24 protein-coding genes are annotated in these 19,868 nt (G+C 56.3%); 16 read left to right on the forward strand and 8 right to left on the reverse strand.

Going from position 1 to position 19,868, the window contains the following annotated elements; genetic code table 11:
- Positions 1–939 precede the first annotated feature (939 nt).
- Positions 940–1,566 carry a tyrosine-type recombinase/integrase gene (locus tag ASE26_RS12445; protein ID WP_057246329.1) on the reverse strand — a complete coding sequence of 209 codons (627 nt, stop codon included), beginning with the start codon at positions 1,564–1,566 and terminating at the stop codon, positions 940–942.
- A 446-nt stretch (positions 1,567–2,012) separates the two neighbouring features.
- Here ASE26_RS12445 and ASE26_RS12450 point away from each other — a divergent pair, with 446 nt between their 5' ends.
- From ASE26_RS12450 to ASE26_RS30615, 15 genes are all read left to right on the forward strand, one after another.
- A complete protein-coding gene (locus ASE26_RS12450; protein WP_057246330.1) occupies positions 2,013–2,522 on the forward strand; it encodes a hypothetical protein in 510 nt (169 codons plus the stop codon).
- An 88-nt stretch (positions 2,523–2,610) separates the two neighbouring features.
- A complete protein-coding gene (locus tag ASE26_RS12455; RefSeq protein ID WP_057246331.1) occupies positions 2,611–2,826 on the forward strand; it encodes a hypothetical protein in 216 nt (71 codons plus the stop codon).
- A gap of 84 nt (positions 2,827–2,910) precedes the next feature.
- Positions 2,911–3,315 carry a hypothetical protein gene (locus ASE26_RS12460; RefSeq protein WP_057246332.1) on the forward strand — a complete coding sequence of 135 codons (405 nt, stop codon included), beginning with the start codon at positions 2,911–2,913 and terminating at the stop codon, positions 3,313–3,315.
- A 68-nt stretch (positions 3,316–3,383) separates the two neighbouring features.
- A complete protein-coding gene (locus tag ASE26_RS12465) occupies positions 3,384–3,623 on the forward strand; it encodes a hypothetical protein (protein WP_057246333.1) in 240 nt (79 codons plus the stop codon).
- A 169-nt stretch (positions 3,624–3,792) separates the two neighbouring features.
- Positions 3,793–4,173: a hypothetical protein gene (locus ASE26_RS30605; protein WP_156409926.1), complete on the forward strand. Its 381-nt coding sequence runs from the start codon at positions 3,793–3,795 to the stop codon at positions 4,171–4,173.
- A gap of 421 nt (positions 4,174–4,594) precedes the next feature.
- The gene (locus ASE26_RS30610; RefSeq protein ID WP_156409927.1) at positions 4,595–4,984 is read left to right on the forward strand and encodes a hypothetical protein; all 390 of its coding nucleotides are present in this window, start codon (positions 4,595–4,597) and stop codon (positions 4,982–4,984) included.
- Between the two features lie 53 nt (positions 4,985–5,037).
- Positions 5,038–5,478, forward strand: a complete 441-nt coding sequence (locus tag ASE26_RS12470) for a hypothetical protein (RefSeq protein ID WP_156409928.1) — start codon at positions 5,038–5,040, stop codon at positions 5,476–5,478.
- Positions 5,479–5,576: 98 nt separating this feature from the next.
- Positions 5,577–5,885, forward strand: a complete 309-nt coding sequence (locus tag ASE26_RS12475; RefSeq protein WP_229208150.1) for a hypothetical protein — start codon at positions 5,577–5,579, stop codon at positions 5,883–5,885.
- Positions 5,886–5,936: 51 nt separating this feature from the next.
- On the forward strand, positions 5,937–6,284 hold the full coding sequence (locus ASE26_RS29925; RefSeq protein WP_082591351.1) for a hypothetical protein: 348 nt from the start codon (positions 5,937–5,939) through the stop codon (positions 6,282–6,284).
- 40 nt (positions 6,285–6,324) lie between these two features.
- The gene (locus tag ASE26_RS12480; protein WP_057246336.1) at positions 6,325–6,609 is read left to right on the forward strand and encodes a hypothetical protein; all 285 of its coding nucleotides are present in this window, start codon (positions 6,325–6,327) and stop codon (positions 6,607–6,609) included.
- Between the two features lie 72 nt (positions 6,610–6,681).
- Positions 6,682–7,005: a ferredoxin gene (locus ASE26_RS29930; RefSeq protein WP_082591352.1), complete on the forward strand. Its 324-nt coding sequence runs from the start codon at positions 6,682–6,684 to the stop codon at positions 7,003–7,005.
- A 241-nt stretch (positions 7,006–7,246) separates the two neighbouring features.
- Positions 7,247–8,008, forward strand: coding sequence for a hypothetical protein (locus tag ASE26_RS12485; RefSeq protein WP_156398029.1), 762 nt, complete (start codon positions 7,247–7,249; stop codon positions 8,006–8,008).
- Positions 8,009–8,283: 275 nt separating this feature from the next.
- A complete protein-coding gene (locus tag ASE26_RS29935; protein WP_082507366.1) occupies positions 8,284–8,691 on the forward strand; it encodes a hypothetical protein in 408 nt (135 codons plus the stop codon).
- Between the two features lie 97 nt (positions 8,692–8,788).
- Positions 8,789–9,181, forward strand: a complete 393-nt coding sequence (locus tag ASE26_RS12490) for a hypothetical protein (RefSeq protein WP_057246337.1) — start codon at positions 8,789–8,791, stop codon at positions 9,179–9,181.
- A 94-nt stretch (positions 9,182–9,275) separates the two neighbouring features.
- Entirely contained in the window at positions 9,276–9,545 is a 270-nt protein-coding gene (locus tag ASE26_RS30615; protein ID WP_156409929.1) for a hypothetical protein, read from the forward strand.
- Positions 9,546–10,430: 885 nt separating this feature from the next.
- On the opposite strand, the gene ASE26_RS12495 is transcribed toward ASE26_RS30615, so the two are convergent.
- The 7 genes from ASE26_RS12495 to ASE26_RS12525 all read right to left on the reverse strand — a co-directional run bounded on the left by ASE26_RS12495 (position 10,431) and on the right by ASE26_RS12525 (position 19,573).
- On the reverse strand, positions 10,431–10,937 hold the full coding sequence (locus tag ASE26_RS12495; RefSeq protein ID WP_055930187.1) for an O-acetyl-ADP-ribose deacetylase: 507 nt from the start codon (positions 10,935–10,937) through the stop codon (positions 10,431–10,433).
- A 26-nt stretch (positions 10,938–10,963) separates the two neighbouring features.
- On the reverse strand, positions 10,964–13,699 hold the full coding sequence (locus ASE26_RS12500) for an alpha-1,6-glucosidase domain-containing protein (RefSeq protein WP_057246338.1): 2,736 nt from the start codon (positions 13,697–13,699) through the stop codon (positions 10,964–10,966).
- 61 nt (positions 13,700–13,760) lie between these two features.
- Positions 13,761–15,272: a sigma-54 dependent transcriptional regulator gene (locus ASE26_RS12505; RefSeq protein ID WP_057246339.1), complete on the reverse strand. Its 1,512-nt coding sequence runs from the start codon at positions 15,270–15,272 to the stop codon at positions 13,761–13,763.
- Positions 15,269–16,960, reverse strand: a complete 1,692-nt coding sequence (locus ASE26_RS12510) for an ATP-binding protein (RefSeq protein ID WP_057246340.1) — start codon at positions 16,958–16,960, stop codon at positions 15,269–15,271. The genes ASE26_RS12505 and ASE26_RS12510 overlap by 4 nt, the downstream gene beginning before the upstream one ends.
- A 10-nt stretch (positions 16,961–16,970) precedes the next feature.
- Positions 16,971–17,768, reverse strand: coding sequence for an ABC transporter ATP-binding protein (locus tag ASE26_RS12515; RefSeq protein WP_055930199.1), 798 nt, complete (start codon positions 17,766–17,768; stop codon positions 16,971–16,973).
- A gap of 1 nt (position 17,769) precedes the next feature.
- Entirely contained in the window at positions 17,770–18,591 is an 822-nt protein-coding gene (locus ASE26_RS12520) for an ABC transporter permease (protein WP_055930202.1), read from the reverse strand.
- Between the two features lie 13 nt (positions 18,592–18,604).
- Entirely contained in the window at positions 18,605–19,573 is a 969-nt protein-coding gene (locus ASE26_RS12525; protein WP_057246341.1) for an ABC transporter substrate-binding protein, read from the reverse strand.
- Positions 19,574–19,637: 64 nt separating this feature from the next.
- Between ASE26_RS12525 and ASE26_RS30620 the strand changes: the two genes are divergently transcribed.
- Positions 19,638–19,814, forward strand: coding sequence for a hypothetical protein (locus tag ASE26_RS30620; RefSeq protein WP_156409930.1), 177 nt, complete (start codon positions 19,638–19,640; stop codon positions 19,812–19,814).
- The last annotated feature ends 54 nt before the right edge of the window (positions 19,815–19,868 follow it).

Consider the following 19,868-nt stretch of genomic DNA (forward strand, 5'->3'; position numbering starts at 1 on the left):
ATTACTTGTCATGAGCCAGGCGTTCGCCCTAACGGAAATTACCGAATCGGGCGCACAGATGACGGACGTGATCTAGATTTGGCTTGACTCAATTCGGCCAACAGCGGCCCGTCGGCCGTTGGGAATTTGACGTGCGGCCGCGCAAAGGTGCGAATAACTAGCGATGAAGAATAGTTTCCTTTCCATTGACTCTTCGATCGTTGAGTCGCTCGCACACCGTCCGCTACGGCTGCAGGAGCTTTTGGCAGTTGCCGCTGTTCGAACCGAAGCTCTGCGCCTCAACGTCCGGCGAGCCGGTGTATCCCCAAGCGAAAGTGCTGACACAACCATCAACGAGCGATTGCAGGCACTTCGGCGTAACGGCAATATTGCATATGATCCAGCGACAAGTCGTTGGGAAATTCTTAGTGATGCGACTGGGGCTTAACCTGGGATTCGAAATCGTACTACCGACCAAAAACGGCCGCTCACATCATCAGAGGCGACCATGAATTTTAAGCAGCACTATGTGTTCCGGTTATCATGTATCTCGCGAAGTTTGAGCCAATGCTGACTACACGCCTATTCATGTGGCCAATTCTCGCCGCTTCCTACGGGGCTTTGATTGCTGCGACTATCCATACTTTGTTGGGAAACTGGTCGGGTGCGGCGTCACTCGGTATGCTGTTCGCGGTTTTCGTAGGTACACCGACTCTCGTGGGGTACGCTGGATACCTATGGCGGAAGAACAGGCTTCGTGGTCTCGCTCGAATAGAAGCGGCGCTCTGCGTCATGCTGCCCATTGCTATCCTTCTGTTGATCGTTCTCGCGATTAAGCTTGGCAGATAATTGACCGTTGAGGCCGGCGAATCTGAAAGTCGGGCCAACTAAATGTTGAACTCGGCCGTTCAGAGGTCGCCACGGTCCGCAATGGGGCGGCTACAGCGCCGCCCGAGTTAGTCAAGCGTCGGTCTGCTCGGCGATTTCAAGAGCATCGTCTACCTCGATACCCAAATAGCGAACTGTGCTTTCAAGCTTGGTGTGTCCGAGCAAGAGCTGGACGGCCCGCAAGTTCTTCGTGCGTCGGTAGATCAGCGTCGGCTTGGTCCGGCGCATCGTATGTGTGGCATATGCGGTGGGATCCAGTCCGATCTCATCGAACCATTGGCGAACAATGCGGGCGTACTGCCTGGTCGAGATATGCGGCGAGTCGGCGATCCTGCTGGGGAACAAATAGTCTGAGTTTCTCAGGTTTGCCGTTGCGATCCAGGTGCTGACACTTTGCCTGGTGCCTTCAGTGAGTTCAAACTGCACAGGCTGCTTGGTCTTTTGCTGTATTACGCTCGCTCGATGTGCGACGTGCGCCCCATGGCAGATGTCGAGCACGCGAAGTCTGACGAGGTCGCAACCGCGAAGCTTGCTGTCAATCGCCAGGTTGAATAAAGCAAGGTCTCGCAAACGGCCGTAGATTTCTAAACGGACGCGAATGGCCCAGATTTCGCTGATCCGGAGCGGCGCTTTTTGGCCTACCAGTTTGCCTTTGTTCCAGGGGACGCGCCTGGGCGCCACTGAAGTTTGAGTATCCATGGTGCACCTCCTTTTCGTAAGGAGCTTTACTATGCGCCGTCAATTTGCCGGTGCCGGCGCAGATAGGCTAGATTATGTGAGAATCTGCGTATTTTTCGCTATGGCAAGCTGGTATGCTGCGGTTGACGAAAACGGCCAGGAACGGACTGTCACCAAGATCCGACCTTCAGGGTAGAACGTATGAAGCTTCGTAGAATTTATCGCTGGACTCTAGGAATGGTTGGCATTCTTGCTTTAGGCACAGAGGCAATCGGCTATTACGTCAATCGTTCGTTGGCTTTAAAATACTTTCCCGACCAGGAGTGGATTAGGATTGGGACGGCCGATGCGTTCATTGCACTTGGCGCTCTCTACATAATCTTTGTTGCTGCGTCCGGCCGTTGGAAGCCTTAGTCAGGTAGCTGACGGCCAACAGCCGCCAGTCAGAAACGAAAGACAATTAACGAATGCTATCTCTTGAAGACAAGACGTGGAAAGAACTCCACGGCGGCTATGGAATCCCATATGATGCCTCGGCAGCCCTCCGGTCAATGCAAGACGGAAAAGACGTCTGGGACGAACTCTGGAATGAGCTTCACCATCAAGGCGATGTCGGTGTCGCTTCATACGCGGCAGTTCCGGAGTTGGTCCGCATAGCGGGCGATGCGACTACACGCGATTGGAATTTTTACGGGTTAGTGGCGACCATCGAAGTTGAGCGCCATCGCAAAGGAAATCCGGCTATTCCCGCGTGGTTGAAGGCAGATTACGATAGTGCTTTAGCGAGAGCTTCCGTATTAGGTTTGGCAGACATAGGGTCGAGAGCTGACAGTGAAACTGTTCGTGCCATTCTAAGTGTACTTGCTCTGGCACGCGGCGAGTTGAAGCTAGGTGCCATGTTGTCGGGGCTGGATGCATCTGAGCTGGACGAATGGCTGGAAGAACGATTAGCCTGGACTGAGCTGTACGAAGAATGAGATTCACTTTCGGCCAGGCGCTGATGGTCAAACGGCTCAGTCTGCGGGCGCCTGGACCACTTCCATGGCAAGAAATAGGGTTCGAAGTATGGGGCTTAAGGACAAAGACGTTATCGAAACGCTGACAGGAGATGGTGTCTCCCTCGACCGTTGGCTCGCACTTGGTAATCATCTTGTTGGTTATTTTGACGAGACTGGTCGCCTAATGACAGAAATTATCGAGAATGACGCTCTCGCAACTGCGGCATCGAAGCTGCTCCGAAAGCGCGGCCAAATTCATCATGCGTCCGACAGCGACAGCTGACCATTGATGCCTTTTTCCGGCCATTAGCTGACCATCTCAGTATCTACTTTCAAAACGATACACTTCTCAGACGTCGAAATTGATATGACCACACTTCATTTACTCTTGGCCCTTGCGATCGTTACTGGAGTAATGCAGTCTAGCTTAGATAAGGCGGGCGTTGGCCGCGTGGAGGATACAGCCCCATCCAAGGCTACGATTGCACTCGTGATGTTGTCAATTCCAATCACGTTCGTCAGCAATCTCGGCCTAATTGTGGTTACGATTTGGTCGTTCTTTGTTTTGCGCTGGCTTCCCACTCTCGTTGTTATCGCCATAGCCTTCATTGGATTTTCGTTGATCTGGGGCATGACCATTGCCACACTGCGGCGTAGCGAGACCTGGGCATCGTTGACCGCCGTCGGGTTACCACTGGTCTTTGCTTTGCGCCTTGTTTGCGCCGTCGCTGTCTTTTTCCTCGGCTTCAGCTATGTCCATGGCGCTACCTAATTTATTCACTAACGGCCAGAAGCTGCCTGCCACCAAGCCAGCGTTTCATTCTAAATTCTTCTGACTACATGGCTTTTTACATCACAATAAACAAGATTGCGGAGACGGCCGACATTTGCACTTATGAGTTCCTTGACCATGAAGCCGGGAGGGGTGTTCTGCAAATCGGGAAAGATACCGGTGATATCACAGAGATCATGGCAGCTCCGGGCGACACTGCAGGGCGGATATTCGAGCGAGCAGCAGTAAAAGTGCTGCGCCACTGGAAAATTGGCGAATACCCGGCAGAGACTTGCTGGGCATCGTGACGAGTTAAGATAATGTGCGCTTGTGGACAGTAGTAGTCCCACGTGCTCATATTCGGCCGAACCGAGCACAGGCTCTTCATTACTCGGCTCATGCTGGTCGAGCGATTTAATACCACGGTCCCCATGTTATATTGCCAATTTGTGAGATTTGGCACGCTAGGCCTTTGAGATGACATCAGACGAAATCGAAGTATTCAAGACTGCTTGCCGCACCGCTCGGGAAAGGGCTTGGGCTTGGCGCCCGCCGTTCTTTATCGAACTTGATGACGATGAATGGCAAGTTCAAGCGGAGAGCGAATCAATCATTCGAATTAATGACTCAACGGGAGCCGTCGTTGATTGTGAAATGCAGCTTGATCCTGTACAGGCTTTGACCATCGCAAGAGACTATGCAAAACAGAACAATCTCCCCTGGAGGCCCGCCTTTACCTTAATGGTTAACTCCGAAGGTTGGGCTGTTGGATGTAACCAGAGCCGGTTTGGTGGGCAAACTGATATCTATGTAAGTCATCGTGGTGGGGTCTTGCGTCATCGCGTGAACCCCAAATGAGCGCTTGCATAAATATGCCCAACCACGTGGTCAACTAGACTGCCTGCACGTGGTGCGTTCTGGCACTCAGTTACCTCGGACGTTGATGCGGCAGGCACATTCCGGCCATGAGCTGCCTCCCGCAATAATCTATCGGTTAGCCTTGTAATGAACGACATTCTCGCCGCACATAAACATAGCTCGCGACATAGAGCTGAGATAATGTCCAGCAACCAATGTGGTTGCTTCCATTGTCTCGCTAGCTTTAGTCCGAGCGAAATCCGAGACTGGGTAGACTGGCCGGAAGGCACGCCACCTGAGCTAGAACTGGATGCCGGGACGACAGCCCTTTGCCCATACTGCGGGATTGACTCGGTAATTGGGTCCGGTTCTGGTTTCCCTGTGTCGACCGATTTCCTTCGCGAACTGCAGAAGCATTGGTTTGAAGAATGAACCGTCACCGGTCAAATTCGGCCAAAAACAGACATTACAGGGCGCGGTTCGAATGCAAACATTGACGGGAAAGATACCTAACATTGTAGCAAGCTGTGCTGTTTTGGGCGGGCTTCCGTTGTTAGCATTCATAGTTCTATTTCTTCAGTTGACGGCGGCACGAAACGCAGGGCACCCACTAACCGGGGATGCGATTGGCCTAGCGATGATGTCAGTATTTTCATACGGACTTGCTTTACTGAGCTTTGGCATTGGCGCTATGTATTTTGGATATAAGCGGGTACGGTATCACCTGTTTCCCAAACGCTGGCACTTAATGGCTTTAGCTTGGGGCGCTGTTGAAGTTGCCGCACCAGTTCTGTACTTTGCATTCTTTTGAATCTGATGGCTAACGGCCAGAAGCTGCCGTTGAATCGTTTCGTGAAGGGTGTTATGAAAAAATTTCTCTTTGCTTGTGTGATGCTGTCTCTCTTGTATTCAAGTGCACATGCATGTAGCTGCCAATTTACGCCATTAGCTCAGCGAGTAGATGAGGCAGACGAGATTTTCTTCGCGACTCTTCAAAACGCTAAGGTTATCCCAGGCGACTATCCCGAGAAGTGGCCTTATATCGAAGGCACGTTTCAGGCCAAGAAAATTCTAAAAGGCACGATACAAGCTAATGACGTTGTACTCTCGACAGGGTTGGGGCGTGGCGATTGCGGCACTATGATGGTTGTGTCTGCCAAGTATATTATTTTCAAAAGCAAGGGTCGGGACAGTATCGACGCGTGTAGTGGTTCAAGCGTCATAGAAGATTTTCAGGAAGAGGAAATCATGTCCAAAATTCGGCTATTAGTGAGCCAACGGAAACCCAACCTGGAGAAGAGATAGTTGACAGAGACAGTTGCCGGCCAGCAGCAGACGGCCACATCGATTAGGTCCGCTTTCTCTTTTTCGAGGTAGGTATGTTTCGGAAAATGATATTTATCTTGCTTCTTGTCTCCAATTTTGTACACGCGGCAGAGAAGAAATGCTTGGTCGCTGGTGAAGCAGTTCATTGGCAAGCCGATTACTGTATGTACAAAGTGGGAACCGATGATTTCTTCCACGAGGATGTTCAAGCGTGCATGGGAAAAGAGGAACAAAAGCCTCAGAAATCCTCCTGTGCCGCTAAGATCGGTTATAAGAAAAAGATTTGCGGGAAAGTCGCTGATGCCGAGCGATATAATGGATCGGCTGAGAAATGCTTTCAGGATGCGGACTTTTCCGGGCCCACCGTACGAAATGGTGGGGTCTGACATCGGCCAGGAGCCGTAACTCAGAGACTAACGCAGCAAAACGACATAATCATGCAAAGCGATCCAAGCGAAATTTGCCGTCGATTCGGCACGACATACATGCCTCCCGATGCTGGTCTGAAGGTAGGGATTGCACTGGGATCGCTTGGAAATATACCGCTTCACGCAGTGCGGCTTCACCCGGAAGGCGGTACGTGCGGCTGGTATATTTACGGCGGCAAGCATTCAACGGATAATGATTTTTACCAGGCACTTCACGTTGACCACTTACCTGAACTTTGCCCGGAGATCGTACCCTATTTAGCATTACCCCCAGGCTGGCGCGTATTACTTGCCCCAGACTATGAAGATGTTTGGTTCGATGGTGAATTGCTGAAAAGTGAAGCCGACGGGTCGTAACGGCCAGTAGCTGCCGTCCACAGAATTGAGCCAAACGTTAATGAAACAAGAGTTTTTTGATCCTGACTTGGTCCATGACCGCGATTCCTTTTTGCAATTTGCGCAGTGGCTAATTGACGATAGGCATGAAGCCGATGACGTCGAACGGGCCGATCCTGAGCGATACAAGTGGGGTGGCGCACATGGCTGGCAAAACAGCTCGATTGCCAGTTTTTTAGAAGGGGCAATTGCGGGCGCAGACGCCCAACGCGACTGGGCCGTTGGATCCGGGCCATCTTGGAAGGACTTGGCCGTTTTTCTTTACCTGGGTAAGATCTACGAGTAATTGCGGCCATTTGCAGACTGTAGAATTATTAAAATTCTTTAAGATGTAAATCCAAATCACGTTAGGTTGAGTATGATCAAGCAGCTTAAGAAAAATGTTCCTGGGCCTTTCTACACGACTGGGGAGTGCCTGTCGTGCGGCGCGCCCGAGGACATGGCTCCTGACCTTCTCGCGCCACTTGACGACGAAAACTACGAAACGTATTTCGTCAAGCAACCGACAACTCCAGAAGAAATTGAGCGTGCCTGTCGAGCAATAGAAGTATGCTGTGTTGACGCACTGCGTTATAGTGGCAACGACCCTTCAATTATCGAGAGATTGGGGAATAATCCTAACTGCTGTGATTACCTCTTGCCAAGGAAACGTAATTGGTTTTTATCGCTTTTTAGAAAGTGAATGTGATACTTCTTCTTGAGACCAACTGAACTGCCTAGGCGTGCGGCGCTATCGGCCAGAACCGGACATCGTCGCTGCAGTCTATACATTCAATCCGAAATAGGTTCGAGTGAACATGGACGCTATTCGTGCAGGCGCAGAGCATCGCATGCTTTCCGACGAAGATATTCTTACTTATCTCGATATGATAGGTTCTTAGCGTGGAGTGCTGCGCGCCCATTCGATCATTTAGAGGGAATCAATGATTCAGTCGTCAATATTAACTCTGATTCTTGCTCTACCGTCAATCGCATTTGCTCTACCAAACGATAAGTGCCAAGGCACACATGAAGGTCGCCCGGAGGCGATTTTCAGTGGCCGAATTTCGACGGATAGTGTTGAAAAATTCATAAAGAATTATGGAAGCTGTCCCCCATCTGTAATTGCGATCACGTCGCCAGGTGGTGACGCTGAAGCCGCCATGCTCCTTGGGGATTGGATATACAAGTATGGAATAGATGTCAGGATTCCTTTTATGTGCATGTCCTCATGTGCCAACTACGTATTCCCAGCAGCGAAAAATAAGTATATCGATTCAAAAGCACTTGTTGTTTGGCATGGTAACGCACTGCAAAAGAATTTCCGTGATTTCATGGAAAAGTATGAAAGGTTAGAACGCGCGAACGAAGATCAGTCTTTCCTAAATACCAATTCGTCGAAGTACCAGAGCCTCAAAAGAATTGTTAAGGCTCAAAGCGAATTCTATGCGCGTATCGGTGTGGACGAAGCTATTGATCGCCTGGGGCAAGAGCCCACAGATTATGACGTGGCTGGCTGGACCACAACGACAGCAGTTATGGAAAGGTATGGCATCCAGCACGTTGATGCGGCGGCGAATTATGCGGAGCATGACTATTTGCGAACTTTGTCTGGCCTAAACGTATTTTTCAAGGGGAAATTTATGAGCTTTAGCTTGGACGCCTCAGGGAAGTTGACGCCAATAATGTTGGAGCCCACAAATTGAATTCAGAAATATTGAATGATTCCGAGATTCGAAAGCCGTAGGAAATGAATTTCCCAACCCAAAGTCAAGGGCTGGCATTCCCCCGATACGAGGGGCATCTCCCTTATTCGCGCTACACGTCAGGTGCTATCAATGTTTCGTTCTTTAATCAGATCAACTAACGTACTGATGTGCGTTTAACATTACATTTCAGAGGTGCACCAAGTTCTGCAAAGGGGCGGATGCGCCAGCCAGGCGAACGAATACAATCGGCCAAAAGCTGACCAACGAATTTTATGAAACTAGAAGTCGAGAAGAAGTCCCCAATCCTCGCTCCGACTGAGACGCAGGTAAGAAACGCCATAGCGCGCCTTAAAAGCTTTGGTCCGAGTTCGTTCGCTTCATTAAGCGACGTTCATGGAAATTATTTGCAAGTCGCAGGTGGCGGCATTACCTGTATGCTGGAGCGTCGTGATGCGGCTACGGGCCGCCATTTTCGTGGATTCAAGTTGGAGAAAAACTCCAACTATCCAGATGGGACTCGACTAGTATTCGGGGCCGGCGAGATTGCTTTGCAATCGGATGAATGGTTTAACCATACAGAAATCGCGGAAGTGTTCACCGCATTTCTTGGTGGGAATGAACTACCGCCATTCATCAACTGGCGAGACGTGTCCGATATACTAAGTTCAAGAAGCAGGTGAGAACCCGCTGCATTCTAACCAAAATTGGGCTGAACTCGGCCAGGAGCGGCCCTACAAACTCAAGAACTATCTATTAACCGGAACACGGCAGCTCGAAATGAAGAAATTCTTGCAATTGCTTATTGTTGGTCTGATGTGCCATTGGACGAGCGCCACATCAAGTGAACTCAAAGACGTCTCGATGATTCAGCTCATCGCAAACCCACAGCAATATGATGGAAAGCCAATTCGTGTTATGGCCTTCTTGAATTTAGAGTTTGAAGGAAATGCGCTCTACCTACATCGCGAAGACTTTGATAAATCCTTATTGTCCAACGCAGTTTGGATATCGCTTGACGACCAACAGGTCCGCACGTCGAAAAAGTTTAGCGGCGGATATGTGCTGGTCGAGGGGGTTTTCAGTTCAAAGGATCGAGGCCATTTGGGTATCTTTTCGGGATCGATTCAACAGGTCACTCGCATACAGAGTTGGGAACGCAAGAAGAAATGAGGCCGGACTCATGGCTTTTCGAGTTGACGGAAGCCGGCCAGGACCGGACAAAGTTACTTGACGTTTTTTTGCCATTTTTTGAATCACCACGTTCATGTCTAACCAAACGCTAATCGCTCGTATCGAAGCGAATCTGGCTCTACTTCAGGCACGTCAAGGCGATGCGCGGGGGCTTGCTGAATCGATTCGAGGAAACGGTAAAGCTCTTGAAGGCATGCCATACGACCTGATTAGAGAAATTGAGAGCATGGCCATGGATCTTGATATCGCTCAGTGGCACGATGAAGATGGGTTTGCTCCGGAGATTGGGCCAATTCTGGTCCGAGTTCAGAGCTGGCTGGCGAAATTGCCCCGCGATGTCTAATCCCGGCCAGCAGCGGCTGCGATATTCCATGCCGACGATCACGGACAAGAAGATAGCAATATTCTCAAAGCTAGCGAATTCATGCGAAGAAATTTTTTATTTCTAGTTCTTGCTTTTCTATCTGGGTGCACGTATCCGAAGGAGGGAACTCAAACTGACTGGACCTCTTTGTCATTGCCAGGAAAAGGGCTAGAACTAATCGATGACAAAGAATCAGAGTGGTTCCCGTTTTCGAAAGATGGCACCAGTAGTGCAATAGTAGGAACAAAGGGCGGCCCAGTTGCAGCCCCTATACTCTATTGGCGAATTACGGGCAATACCCTTCAACTTTCAGTATTTCCGGACGCCGAAATTGTTGAAGAGCTTCGCGACCCAGTAATTGACGGAAATATTGTTTCGGTAACGCGAAAGTCCGGCGTAAGGGCTCGGTATACGCTTTCGAAGCTCTAAAGCCGAACTTCGGCTTCGGGGCGGAAGCTGCCTTCCTGTTGACACGCAATGTCGGTTCAAGTAATACGTAGGCCTTCTACGCAAGCAAAAGGCGTCATATTGTGTGGAGGCCGTCGTCGCGCATCAATGATATCGTCGACTTGCATGCCGCGAACCAGCAAAGCTTGCCCGCTTCTGCCAGCGATGCAGCGAACTGCTCCTGTCCAAACTGCGGGTGATGGCGCGGCTTTGGCACTGTCCTGATATCGAGCAGGCATAAATGCCATTCTGCTGCAGCAATCCGGTGAATTCCTCGATTGTGCGGTTCGGATGGCCGATGGTGCAGACGAGTTCCCGAGTCATGCTCAGCCTTCGCGATGGCGTTCCTCACACTCTGACACGAACCCGCATTTGCTTACGTCCAGATAGGACGGCTTTCGCCACATGGAAGTGGCTTTAGTTGAGAAGCGCTTCGTAGACCTCAAGGTCGGCTTGGGAGAAGCAGCAGAAGATGACTTCTTCAAGCCCAGGGAATTGCTCGGCCGCGGCGCATACTGCCGATACGGCGAGTTCGGCGGCCTGGTCAATCGGGTAGCCGTAGATGCCGGTGCTGATGCTGGGAAATGCCAGTGAGGCGGCACCGTGTCTGGCCGCCAGTTCCACGCTGCCGCGATAGCAGGCCGCCAATAGATCCGGTTCGCCATTGGTACCGCCGCGCCACACCGGTCCGACGGTATGGATGATGTACTTGGCCGGTAGCCGATAACCCTTCGTCAGCTTCGCTTGCCCCGTCTTGCAGCCACCGAGAAGACGGCATTCGTGGACCAGTTCTGGCCCAGCGGCGCGATGAATTGCGCCATCAACGCCGCCACCGCCCAAGAGCGAGGAGTTGGCAGCGTTGACGATCGCGTCGACTGAAAGCTTGGTGATATCGCCCTGGATTGCGCGAAGGATGGTGGACATGACTGGGCGGCCATCGGCCTTAAAGTTTATTCAACGAATACTATAGCCGTCCTCGCGGGAATGGTGAAGCTGCCCGTTGCGGTGTCGTAGCGGGCTGCGGCTCCGGTTTGCACCGGGTGCAGGCGGTAGGCCTTGCCGGCTTCTCCAGCGGCAGTGATGGTCTGCTCCACCTTGTCCACGTTGATAAAGTACGCCACCGTCTTGAATCCCGCGCCTTCATAGCCGGCGCCGTCGAGGCGCGCTGCGACGACGGTCGCCAGCTGTTCTGGCCCGGTGTTCAGGAAGTGCAGGCGCTTCTTGATATCGTCCGCGGTACGCATCCGGAACAAGGTGCTGCTGGCACGGATGCGCAGCAGGTCGCGGAAGGTGTCGCGTGCGAGTGCGATATCAACGGGCGTTGGCTGAAGCGCGCGATTAGCCAGCAAGGGCTGGAGCAGCGCGTAATCCTTGCCGTTGTCCGCGGCGGGCGGCAGGCCGGTGCCGAAGTAGTTGGTCTGGTAGGTCCAGTCGAGGCGATTGAACCAGTCACCCGATTCAAAGCTGTTGCGGTCCATCGATTTGGAACGCAGGATCTCGAATCCGGCGTGGTAATACGCGACGCCCTGCGAGAAGGCGTTGATTGCAGCCGCCAGCATCTGCACGCGCGCGCGGTCAGCGCTGGTCGTGGAGATAGGCAGCTTGAGGGTATTGATGTCATACAGCGTCTGGTTGTCGTGGTTCTCGACGTAGTTGACCACCTCGCCTGGCTGGCTGGCATAACCGGCAGGCTGGTTGCCGCCATAAACGATGGCCTGCAGCTCCTTGGTCTCTCCGGTAAAGGTCTGCATGCGGTAGCTGCGGATCGAACCGGCCAGGCCGACCTTCACCAGGTCGGATGCCTTCATCAAATCCGCCACAGGGCGCAAGCCAGCGCCGGCATTCGGGTCGTACACCAGGCCATTGATATAACCTTGCTGCGAGATCACTTGCTGCCCCGAATCGCCCGCGCCGCCACCGCGTACGGCATCGCGCGCGCGGTCGCTGAATGTGCCGATTCCGCTGCCGTTCAGCGACAGTTGCGAGGCCTGCACGAAGCGCGCACCGTCCGCCACTTCGCCGAAGTTCCAGCCTTCGCCGATCAGGTTCACATGCCGGCCAGCGGCCTTGTTGACGCGGGCCTGCAGCGCTTCCATTACGGCGCGCGGCTGGTGGCCCATCAAGTCGAAGCGGAAGGAGTCGATGTGGTAGTGCTTCGTCCACAGCTCGGCCGAGTCGATCATCAGCTTGGCCATCATGCGGTTTTCGGTGGCCGTGTTGAAGCAGCAGGTGGAGCTTTCGATTTCGCCTTTCAGGTTCAGTCGCTGGTAATAGCCGGGGACGATGCGGTCCAGCACCGAGCGCTCGTGCTGGCCGCCGCGATAAGTATGGTTGTAGACCACGTCGGTGCCGACGCGCAGTCCGATCTTGTGCAGCGCCATCACCATTTCGCGCAGTTCGATGATGCGACGTGCGCCGTCGGCGGCGTCGGTGCTGTAGCTGCCTTCCGGTGCGTTGAAATGCCATGGGTCGTAGCCCCAGTTGTAGCAGTCTTTCAGCGCGTTGTCGCTGACGATTTTCTGCTGCTGGTCGCCGTCTGGAGCGCCGTGTACGACGGGGGCGACGCAGCCTTTCTCCGGCACGCTGCCCAGGTCATATACCGGCAGCAAGTGGACGTCGGTCATGCCGGCTTTAGCCAGCATGGCGAGGTGTTTCATGCCGTTGGTGCCGCTCTCGCGGAAGGCGGTGTATTTGCCGCGGTTCATGGCGCTGACGGACATGTCGTTGATCGAGAAGTCGCGCACGTGCAGCTCGTAAATCGACATGTCCGGCTGCACCTTCACGCTGGCCGGTGGCTGGTCCTTGTTCCAGCCGGCGGGCGCCAGGCGCGGGTCGGCCAGGTCGGCGATGTAGCTGCGGGAAGAGTCGGTGGTCAGGCTGACGGAATACGGGTCGGTGACGACGTTGCGTACCAAGCCGGTTTTTGGCGCGATCACGTCCACCACGTATTTGTAATAGCGGCCGGACAGGTTGCCGTTAGCATTGGCGGACCAGATGCCGGTTTTTGCGTCGGCGTGCATGGTGGTGACGGATTTCGCCTTGCTGCTGCCGGTGTCGAACACACAGACAGAAACGCGTTGTGCGGTCGGCGCCCACAGTTTGAATGTGGTGGCGCCTTTGCCGATGCTTGCGCCCAGGTCGTTCGCCTGTTCGGCGGTGGCGTAGATTTCGTCCAATGCGCCCGGCACCTGCAGCGCGGTGGCGTCACGCACGGTGCCGTCTGCATTTTCCTGCACTAGTACCAGTTGTTTTGCCAGCATTGCCGGCAGGCGGGCGCGGTTGGCGGCCGATAGTGCGAGCAGCACGCCGTCGCCGGTGTACTTGAAGCGCTGGGCCAGCGCGGCGGGAAGTGTTTCGGTCGTCGCGGCCAGCGGCATTGCACCATCCGCTCCGCTGACGGTGGCGCCTTGCGGCGCGCTGATGCCGGCGGCGGCTGCGTAATAGATTTTGAAGCTGCCCTCGGCCTGGACGCCGGTCCATTTGGCCAAACGCCCGTCCAGCCACAGAGCGCGGGCATCGAAGCCTTGGGTAAGGGCCAGCACGGTCTCATGCGGGCCGGCGCAGGAGGCCAGGGTATGAGGTGAGGCAGCGGTGGGGGCTGCGGTGAGGACGGTGGTTGGTGCCGCGGCGGCGGAAAACGCCGCGAGGACCGCCGCAAGGGCCGCCACGAGGGTGCGCTGCTTCATTTTGTCTCCGTAGTAGTGATGCTACAGAAATATTAGCTCAAATCTGTAGCTTCACTACATATTAGTCGCGCTGGATCTGGTGCTTTTTCAGCTTGTCATAGAGCGTCTTGCGGGGCAGAAGCAGGCGGTCAGCGGCCAGCGCCACATTATTGTCGGCAGAGGCCAGGGCACGCAGGATCAGGTCGCGCTCGAAGGCGTCGACTTGCTGCGGCAGGGAAGGCTGCTCGGCGTCCCCCGTCACCGAGCCTGCGGCGGGTACGCCGGCTGCCATTGCGACGCCGGCTGCCGAGGCGGCACCTGCGGTCATGGCGGCGCTGCCTGTGGCGCCGGCGCCGGCTGCCCATTCCATGCCTGCGCCAGTGGCAGCAGCCGCTGGCGATGAAATGCCTGCGCCAGTGGCAAAAGCCGCGCCGGATACGATTGCCGGGCTATGCGACGGTGCGATGGTTGCGACGGGGACCAGTCCAAGCGTGAGGCGCTCGGCAAAATTGCGCAGCTCCCGCACATTCCCCGGCCAATCCGCTGCCTGCCATGCGGCCATCTGCTCCGGCGTCCACATCGGCATTGCGCGCTGGTAGCGCCGGGCTGCCTCGGCGACGAAGTGCGCCAGCAGCAGCGGAATATCCTCGCGCCGGTCGCGCAGGCGCGGCAAATCGATGCTGATGACGCCAATCCGGTAATACAGGTCCTCGCGGAACAATCCCTGGGCCGACAGCGCCAGCAAGTCGGCCTTGCTGGCCGCGACTACCCGGCAATCCAGCGCCACCGACTCATTCCCGCCCAGGCGTTCGAGGCGCCGTTCCTGCAGCACGCGCAGCAGTTTGACCTGCAGTGCCATCGGCATGCTCTCAATCTCATCGAGGAACACCGTCCCGCCATTGGCGAATTCCAGCTTGCCGATGCGCCGCTTTTGCGCGCCTGTAAAGGCCCCCGCCTCGTGGCCGAATATTTCGCTCTCGAACACCGACTCGGGCAGTGCGCCGCAGTTGATGGCGACGAAATTCCCCTTGCGTCCACTGGCCGCATGAATCAGGCGCGCCATCACTTCCTTGCCGGTACCGGTCTGGCCATTGACCAGGATATCCACGCCGGTCGGCGCCACATTGCGCACCACGACTTTCAAGTGCTCGATGGCTTCGGAGCGTCCGATCAGGTCTGGCATGTCCGGATGCTGCGCGCGTTCGCTGCGCAAGCGGCGGTTTTCCAGGACCAGGTTGCGGCGCTCTTGCGCGCGCTTGACCGCGTCCAACAGGCGTTCGGACGAGAAGGGCTTTTCGATGAAGTCATAGGCTCCGGCGCGCATGGCTTCCACTGCCATGCTGACGTCACCGTGGCCGGTCACCACAATGACGGGCAGCTCGGCGTCGAGCGCCGCAACGCGCGCCAGCAAGTCCAGTCCGGAAAGCCCCGGCAGCCGTACATCGGTTACCACTACGCCTGCGAAATTCGCCAGCAGCAACGGCAGCGCTTCCTCGGCGCTTGCGCAAGCCTGCACTGCGAAGCCGCCCAGCTCCAGCGTTTGCGAGGTGGCCAGGCGCAGCGACGCCTCATCTTCAACCAATAGCGCCTTCATCGGGCAGCTCCTTCTTTAATAAGCGGTAAGCGTAACTCAAACTGCGCACCGCCGCCGTCCAGGTTGCGGGTCGACAGGCTGCCGTTCATTGCCTGCACGATCGAGGAGGAGATCGCCAGCCCCAGCCCCAGTCCTTGCCCGGCAGGCTTGGTGGTGAAGAAGGGCTCGAACAGGTGCGCCGCGACTTCCTGCGGGATGCCCGGACCGCTGTCGCTGATGCGTGCGACGCCTTCGGCACCTTCGCGCGACAGCACGATGGAGACACGCGGCTGCGGCGTTCCCTCGACCGCATCCAGGGCATTGCGCAATATGTTAATCAGCACTTGTTCGATGCGCACCGTATCACCTGCCACCACCAGCGGCTCCGCGCCGGTCTCGATCTCCATCGCCACATTGCGACGCTTGCTCTCGCTCTCGAGCAGGAAAGTTGAGCTGCGTACTGCGCGCGCGAAGTCCACCGGGCCTATGGTGTCGTCCTTGCGCGCAAAACCTTTCAGCTGGCTGATGATGGCTCCCATGCGGGCACTGGCATCGCCGATGTGTCCAAGGTTGCTGGCCGCCTGTTCCGGTTGGCCGCGGTCGAGGAAAGTACGGGCGTTGTCGGCAAAGGCACGGATTGCCGCCAGCGGCTGGTTCAGTTCATGTGTCACGCCGGCAGCCATCTGGCCCAGCATGGCCAGTTTGCCGGCTTGCACCAGTTCATTCTGGGTCGTGCGCAGGATGCGGTTGGTTTCGCTCAGTTGCTGCGTGCGCTGGGCGATGCGCGACTCCAGTTCGCGGTCGAAGGCCATGCGCTCTTCGCGCCGGCGGCGGCGCTGGTGCATGGCCCAATACGAGACGGCGCCGCAAGCCAGCAGCAGGGCGGTTGCCAGCGCCCAGTTGATGCCGCTGCGTACCACGCGCAACTGGCTTGGGAAAATCATCAGCTGCCAGCCCAGGCGCCCGACTTCCTGCGTGACGCGCGGGCCGGGATTGCGCGCCAAGGGCGTGACTTCGCGGCCGATGTATTGCTGCGTGCTGGCCAGCTCCGCCAGGGCGTCGGGCCGCAAGGGCGTCAGGCTGTGATAGCGCCAGTTCGGGCGATTACTGAGGAAGATGACGCCGTGGCGGTCGGCCAGGACGATCGGGTCTTCGCTGCTGTTCCAGTTGCGTTCCAGCTCGGCGAGGCTGATCTTCACGGCGATCACGCCCGCGATCTCGCCATGCCGCTTTACAGGTTGCGCGATGAAGTAGCCCGCTTCGCTGGTGCTGGTACCGATGCCGTAGAAGCGGCCAGCCTTGCCGTTCAGCGCAGCCTGGAAATAGGGGCGGTAGGAGAAATTCTTGCCGGCGAAGCCGAGCGGCTGGTCCCAGTTGCTGGCGCCCAAGGTCAGGCCGTTGCGGTCCATCAGGTAAAGCGCGCCGACCTTGGCCTGCTGCTGGATGGTTTGCAGCGTCTCATTCAGGCGGGCGATGACTTCCGGATTCTTCGGAGCGGCGAGGGCGTTGGTCAGGTCGGGCTGCTGCGCCAGGACAAAAGGGAGGGTTTCAAAACGCTCCAGCACCGACTGCAGTTCCGGCGCCATGAGTTGCAGCTGGCGCTGGCCTTGCGCCAGCTGTTCATTGCCGGCGCGGTAGGCGCCAAGGATATAGGCGGCCACGATGATCGCGGCCGCCGGTAACAGCAACAGAATAAAAGGTTTGCGCATAAGCGCAATTTTAGTCCACTGCGGCCATGCGCAGTTCGTCGCTGTGGTGACGCTGCTGTTCTTCCATGACCAGCGCGCCCAGTTCACGTTTGAGGGCGTTGAAGTCTGCCGACGCCGGATCACGCAAGCGCGGCAGTTCCACGATCATGTCGCGCTTGACAGTGCCCGGGCGGTAGGTCATGACCACGATGCGGTCGGCCAGGTAGATCGCCTCTTCGATACTGTGGGTAACGAAGATGATGGTCTTTTTCAGTTCCGACCAGATGCGCAGCAGTTCGTCCTGCAGGTTGCGGCGGGTCAGGGCGTCCAGTGCGCCGAACGGCTCGTCCATCAGCATGATCGGCGAGTCCAGTGCCAGCACGCGCGCAATGGCTACACGCTGGCGCATGCCGCCGGACAGGTCTTTCGGATAGCGGTTGCGGAAGTCGGACAGCGACAGCATGGACAGCAGCTGGTCCACGCGCTGCTTGATTTCCGCTTGTGCCATGCCTTTGACCTCCAGGCCGAAGGCGATGTTCTTCTCCACCGTCATCCATGGGAACAGTGCGTATTCCTGGAACACCATGCCGCGCTCAGGACCAGGACCGGTGATCAACTGGCCGTCGGCGGTGATCTCGCCGCTGGATGGCAGCGAGAAACCTGCAATGGCGTTCAGCAGGGTGGACTTGCCGCAGCCCGAAGGCCCCAGCAGGCAGACGAACTGGCCTTGCGGGATCTGCAGGTTGATGTCGCGCAGCGCCACCACTTCGCGGTTGTCGGTCTTGAATACCTTGTTGACGCCTTTGACGTCGATATGGGTTGCGCTCATCTCAGTTCTCCAGGCCGCGGTGCCAGCGCAGCAGGTGGTTATTCAGTTTGTTCATGCCGATGTCGATCGCCAGGCCAAGCAGGCCGATGCTGATCATGCCGGCGATGATCTTGTCCGACCAGAAGTACTCGCGTGCTTCCAGGATGCGGAAACCGAGGCCGTTGTTCACGGCGATCATCTCGGAAACGATGACCACGATGAAGGCGGTACCGATGCCGATGCGTACGCCGGACAGGATGTAAGGCACGGCTGCCGGCAGCATTACGCGCACGAACATGGTGCTCTGGCTGACGCCCAGGTTGCGGGCGGCGCGGATGTAAATGCCGTCAACGTGGCGCACGCCGGCGATGGTGTTCATCAGCACCGGGAAGAAGGCCCCCAGCGCAATCAGGAACACGGCTGGCGCGTTGCCCAGGCCGAACCACAGGATCGCCAGTGGGATATAGGCGATAGGTGGAATCGGGCGCAGCACCTGCAGCAGGGGATTGAGCCAATCGTACATGCGCTTGCTCGAACCCATGACCAGCCCGAAAGGCAGGGCCAGGCCGGCGCCGACGGCGAAGCCGACCAGCACCCGGTACATGCTGCTGATGGTGTCGCCAATCAGTTCGCCGGAAAATGCCCAAGCGAGCCAGGAGCTCGCGGCGGGGTCATAGGCTTGCAGCGGCAGCAGGTATTCCACCCACTTCGTCACTACCGCCCACGGGGAGGGCAGTACTTGCGGATTGATCCACTCCAGCGAAGCGCTGGCCTGCCACAGGGCAATCACCAGCGCGGGCACCACGGAGCCCGTTGCGATCTGGCGCAAATTCAGTTTTGCCATGATATGCCTCGCCTTACTTGATGTTCAGGCTTTTCTTCGCTTCGTCCAGCAGGTCGGTCTTGACCCATTCGGAAGCTACCGGTGCCTTGCGCATTTTGCCCACGCCGGTCTTGTTCATCACATCGGTGGTGACCTGGATATGCTGCGGCGAAATGTCGTAGGTGTACGGCGAATTGGCGATCGCGTCCTGGAAGTCGTCGGAAGTGATCTGGCCTTTGAAGATTACGTTGCGCACGTATTTTTCAGCGGTCGGCTTGTCGTCGATGAAGGTCTTGGTGGCCTGCACGAAGCAGTTCATGAACTTGGCGGCGGTGGCACGGCGGGTGGTGTAGAACTTCTCGCTCATGACCATGGTGCGCACTGGCTCGCCGATCGGGGTGTCATATGGCTTCATGACTTCCATGCCGAAGCCCTTGTTAATGGCTTGCGAGGATTGCGGCTCCGATTGCATGATTGCGTCCAGGTTCTTGCCGAGCAGCGCCTGGTTCAGGTCCGCGAAGGCCAGGAACACCAGTTGCACGTCCTTGCCCGGCTGGTCGGAGAAGGTCAGGCCGGCTTGCGCCAGTTCGGCTGCCAGCAGCACTTCATGGATGCCGCCGCGGGTCACGCCGACTTTCTTGCCCTTCAAATCCTTGATTGCCTTGATGCCGCTGTCGGGGCGCGCGACCAGGCGCGCGCCACCTTTGGCGAAACCGGCGACGACATAAATCGGGGCGCCATTGGCGCGGCCCTGGATGGCAGCTTCCGACGCGGTGGCGCCGACATCGAGCTCACCGGCCAGGATGGCCTGCATCACGTCCGGGCCTTTGGCGAAGACGTGTTCTTCGACCTTGATGCCGCACTTGGGTGCGATTTCCTTGATATACGAGACGGCGCCGTAGTGCGCGAATTTCAGGTTGCCGAGGCGGACGACTTCCTGGGCGTTGGCGGCGGAAGCGAAGGCTGCGGCCACGAAGAGGGATGCGAGTTTAAGCTTGGTCATGCTGGTCTCCTGGGTAAGGGGTGTTCTGACCAGCAATTAGCAGCTTCCATGCCAGAATCTTGGAATGCGGCAAGTGCTTGATTTTATTGAGGTGCGCCGCCTGGCGAGCGGAACGTCCGGGCCCGCGATGGCGGGATTCCGGAATTCCAGCCGCGCTTTGTGCGGATTCTCGCCGCTGCAAATCGGCAGCGACAGGAATAAAAAAGGTTCATCGCGGATTACCGGGATGACCGAGCTGTAAACGCAAGAGAGCAGTAAGGAAGAGTTATTGTGTTTGTGCGACCAAACCCACTAA

Source organism: Duganella sp. Root198D2, from assembly GCF_001428585.1.
Taxonomy (GTDB): domain Bacteria; phylum Pseudomonadota; class Gammaproteobacteria; order Burkholderiales; family Burkholderiaceae_D; genus Rugamonas.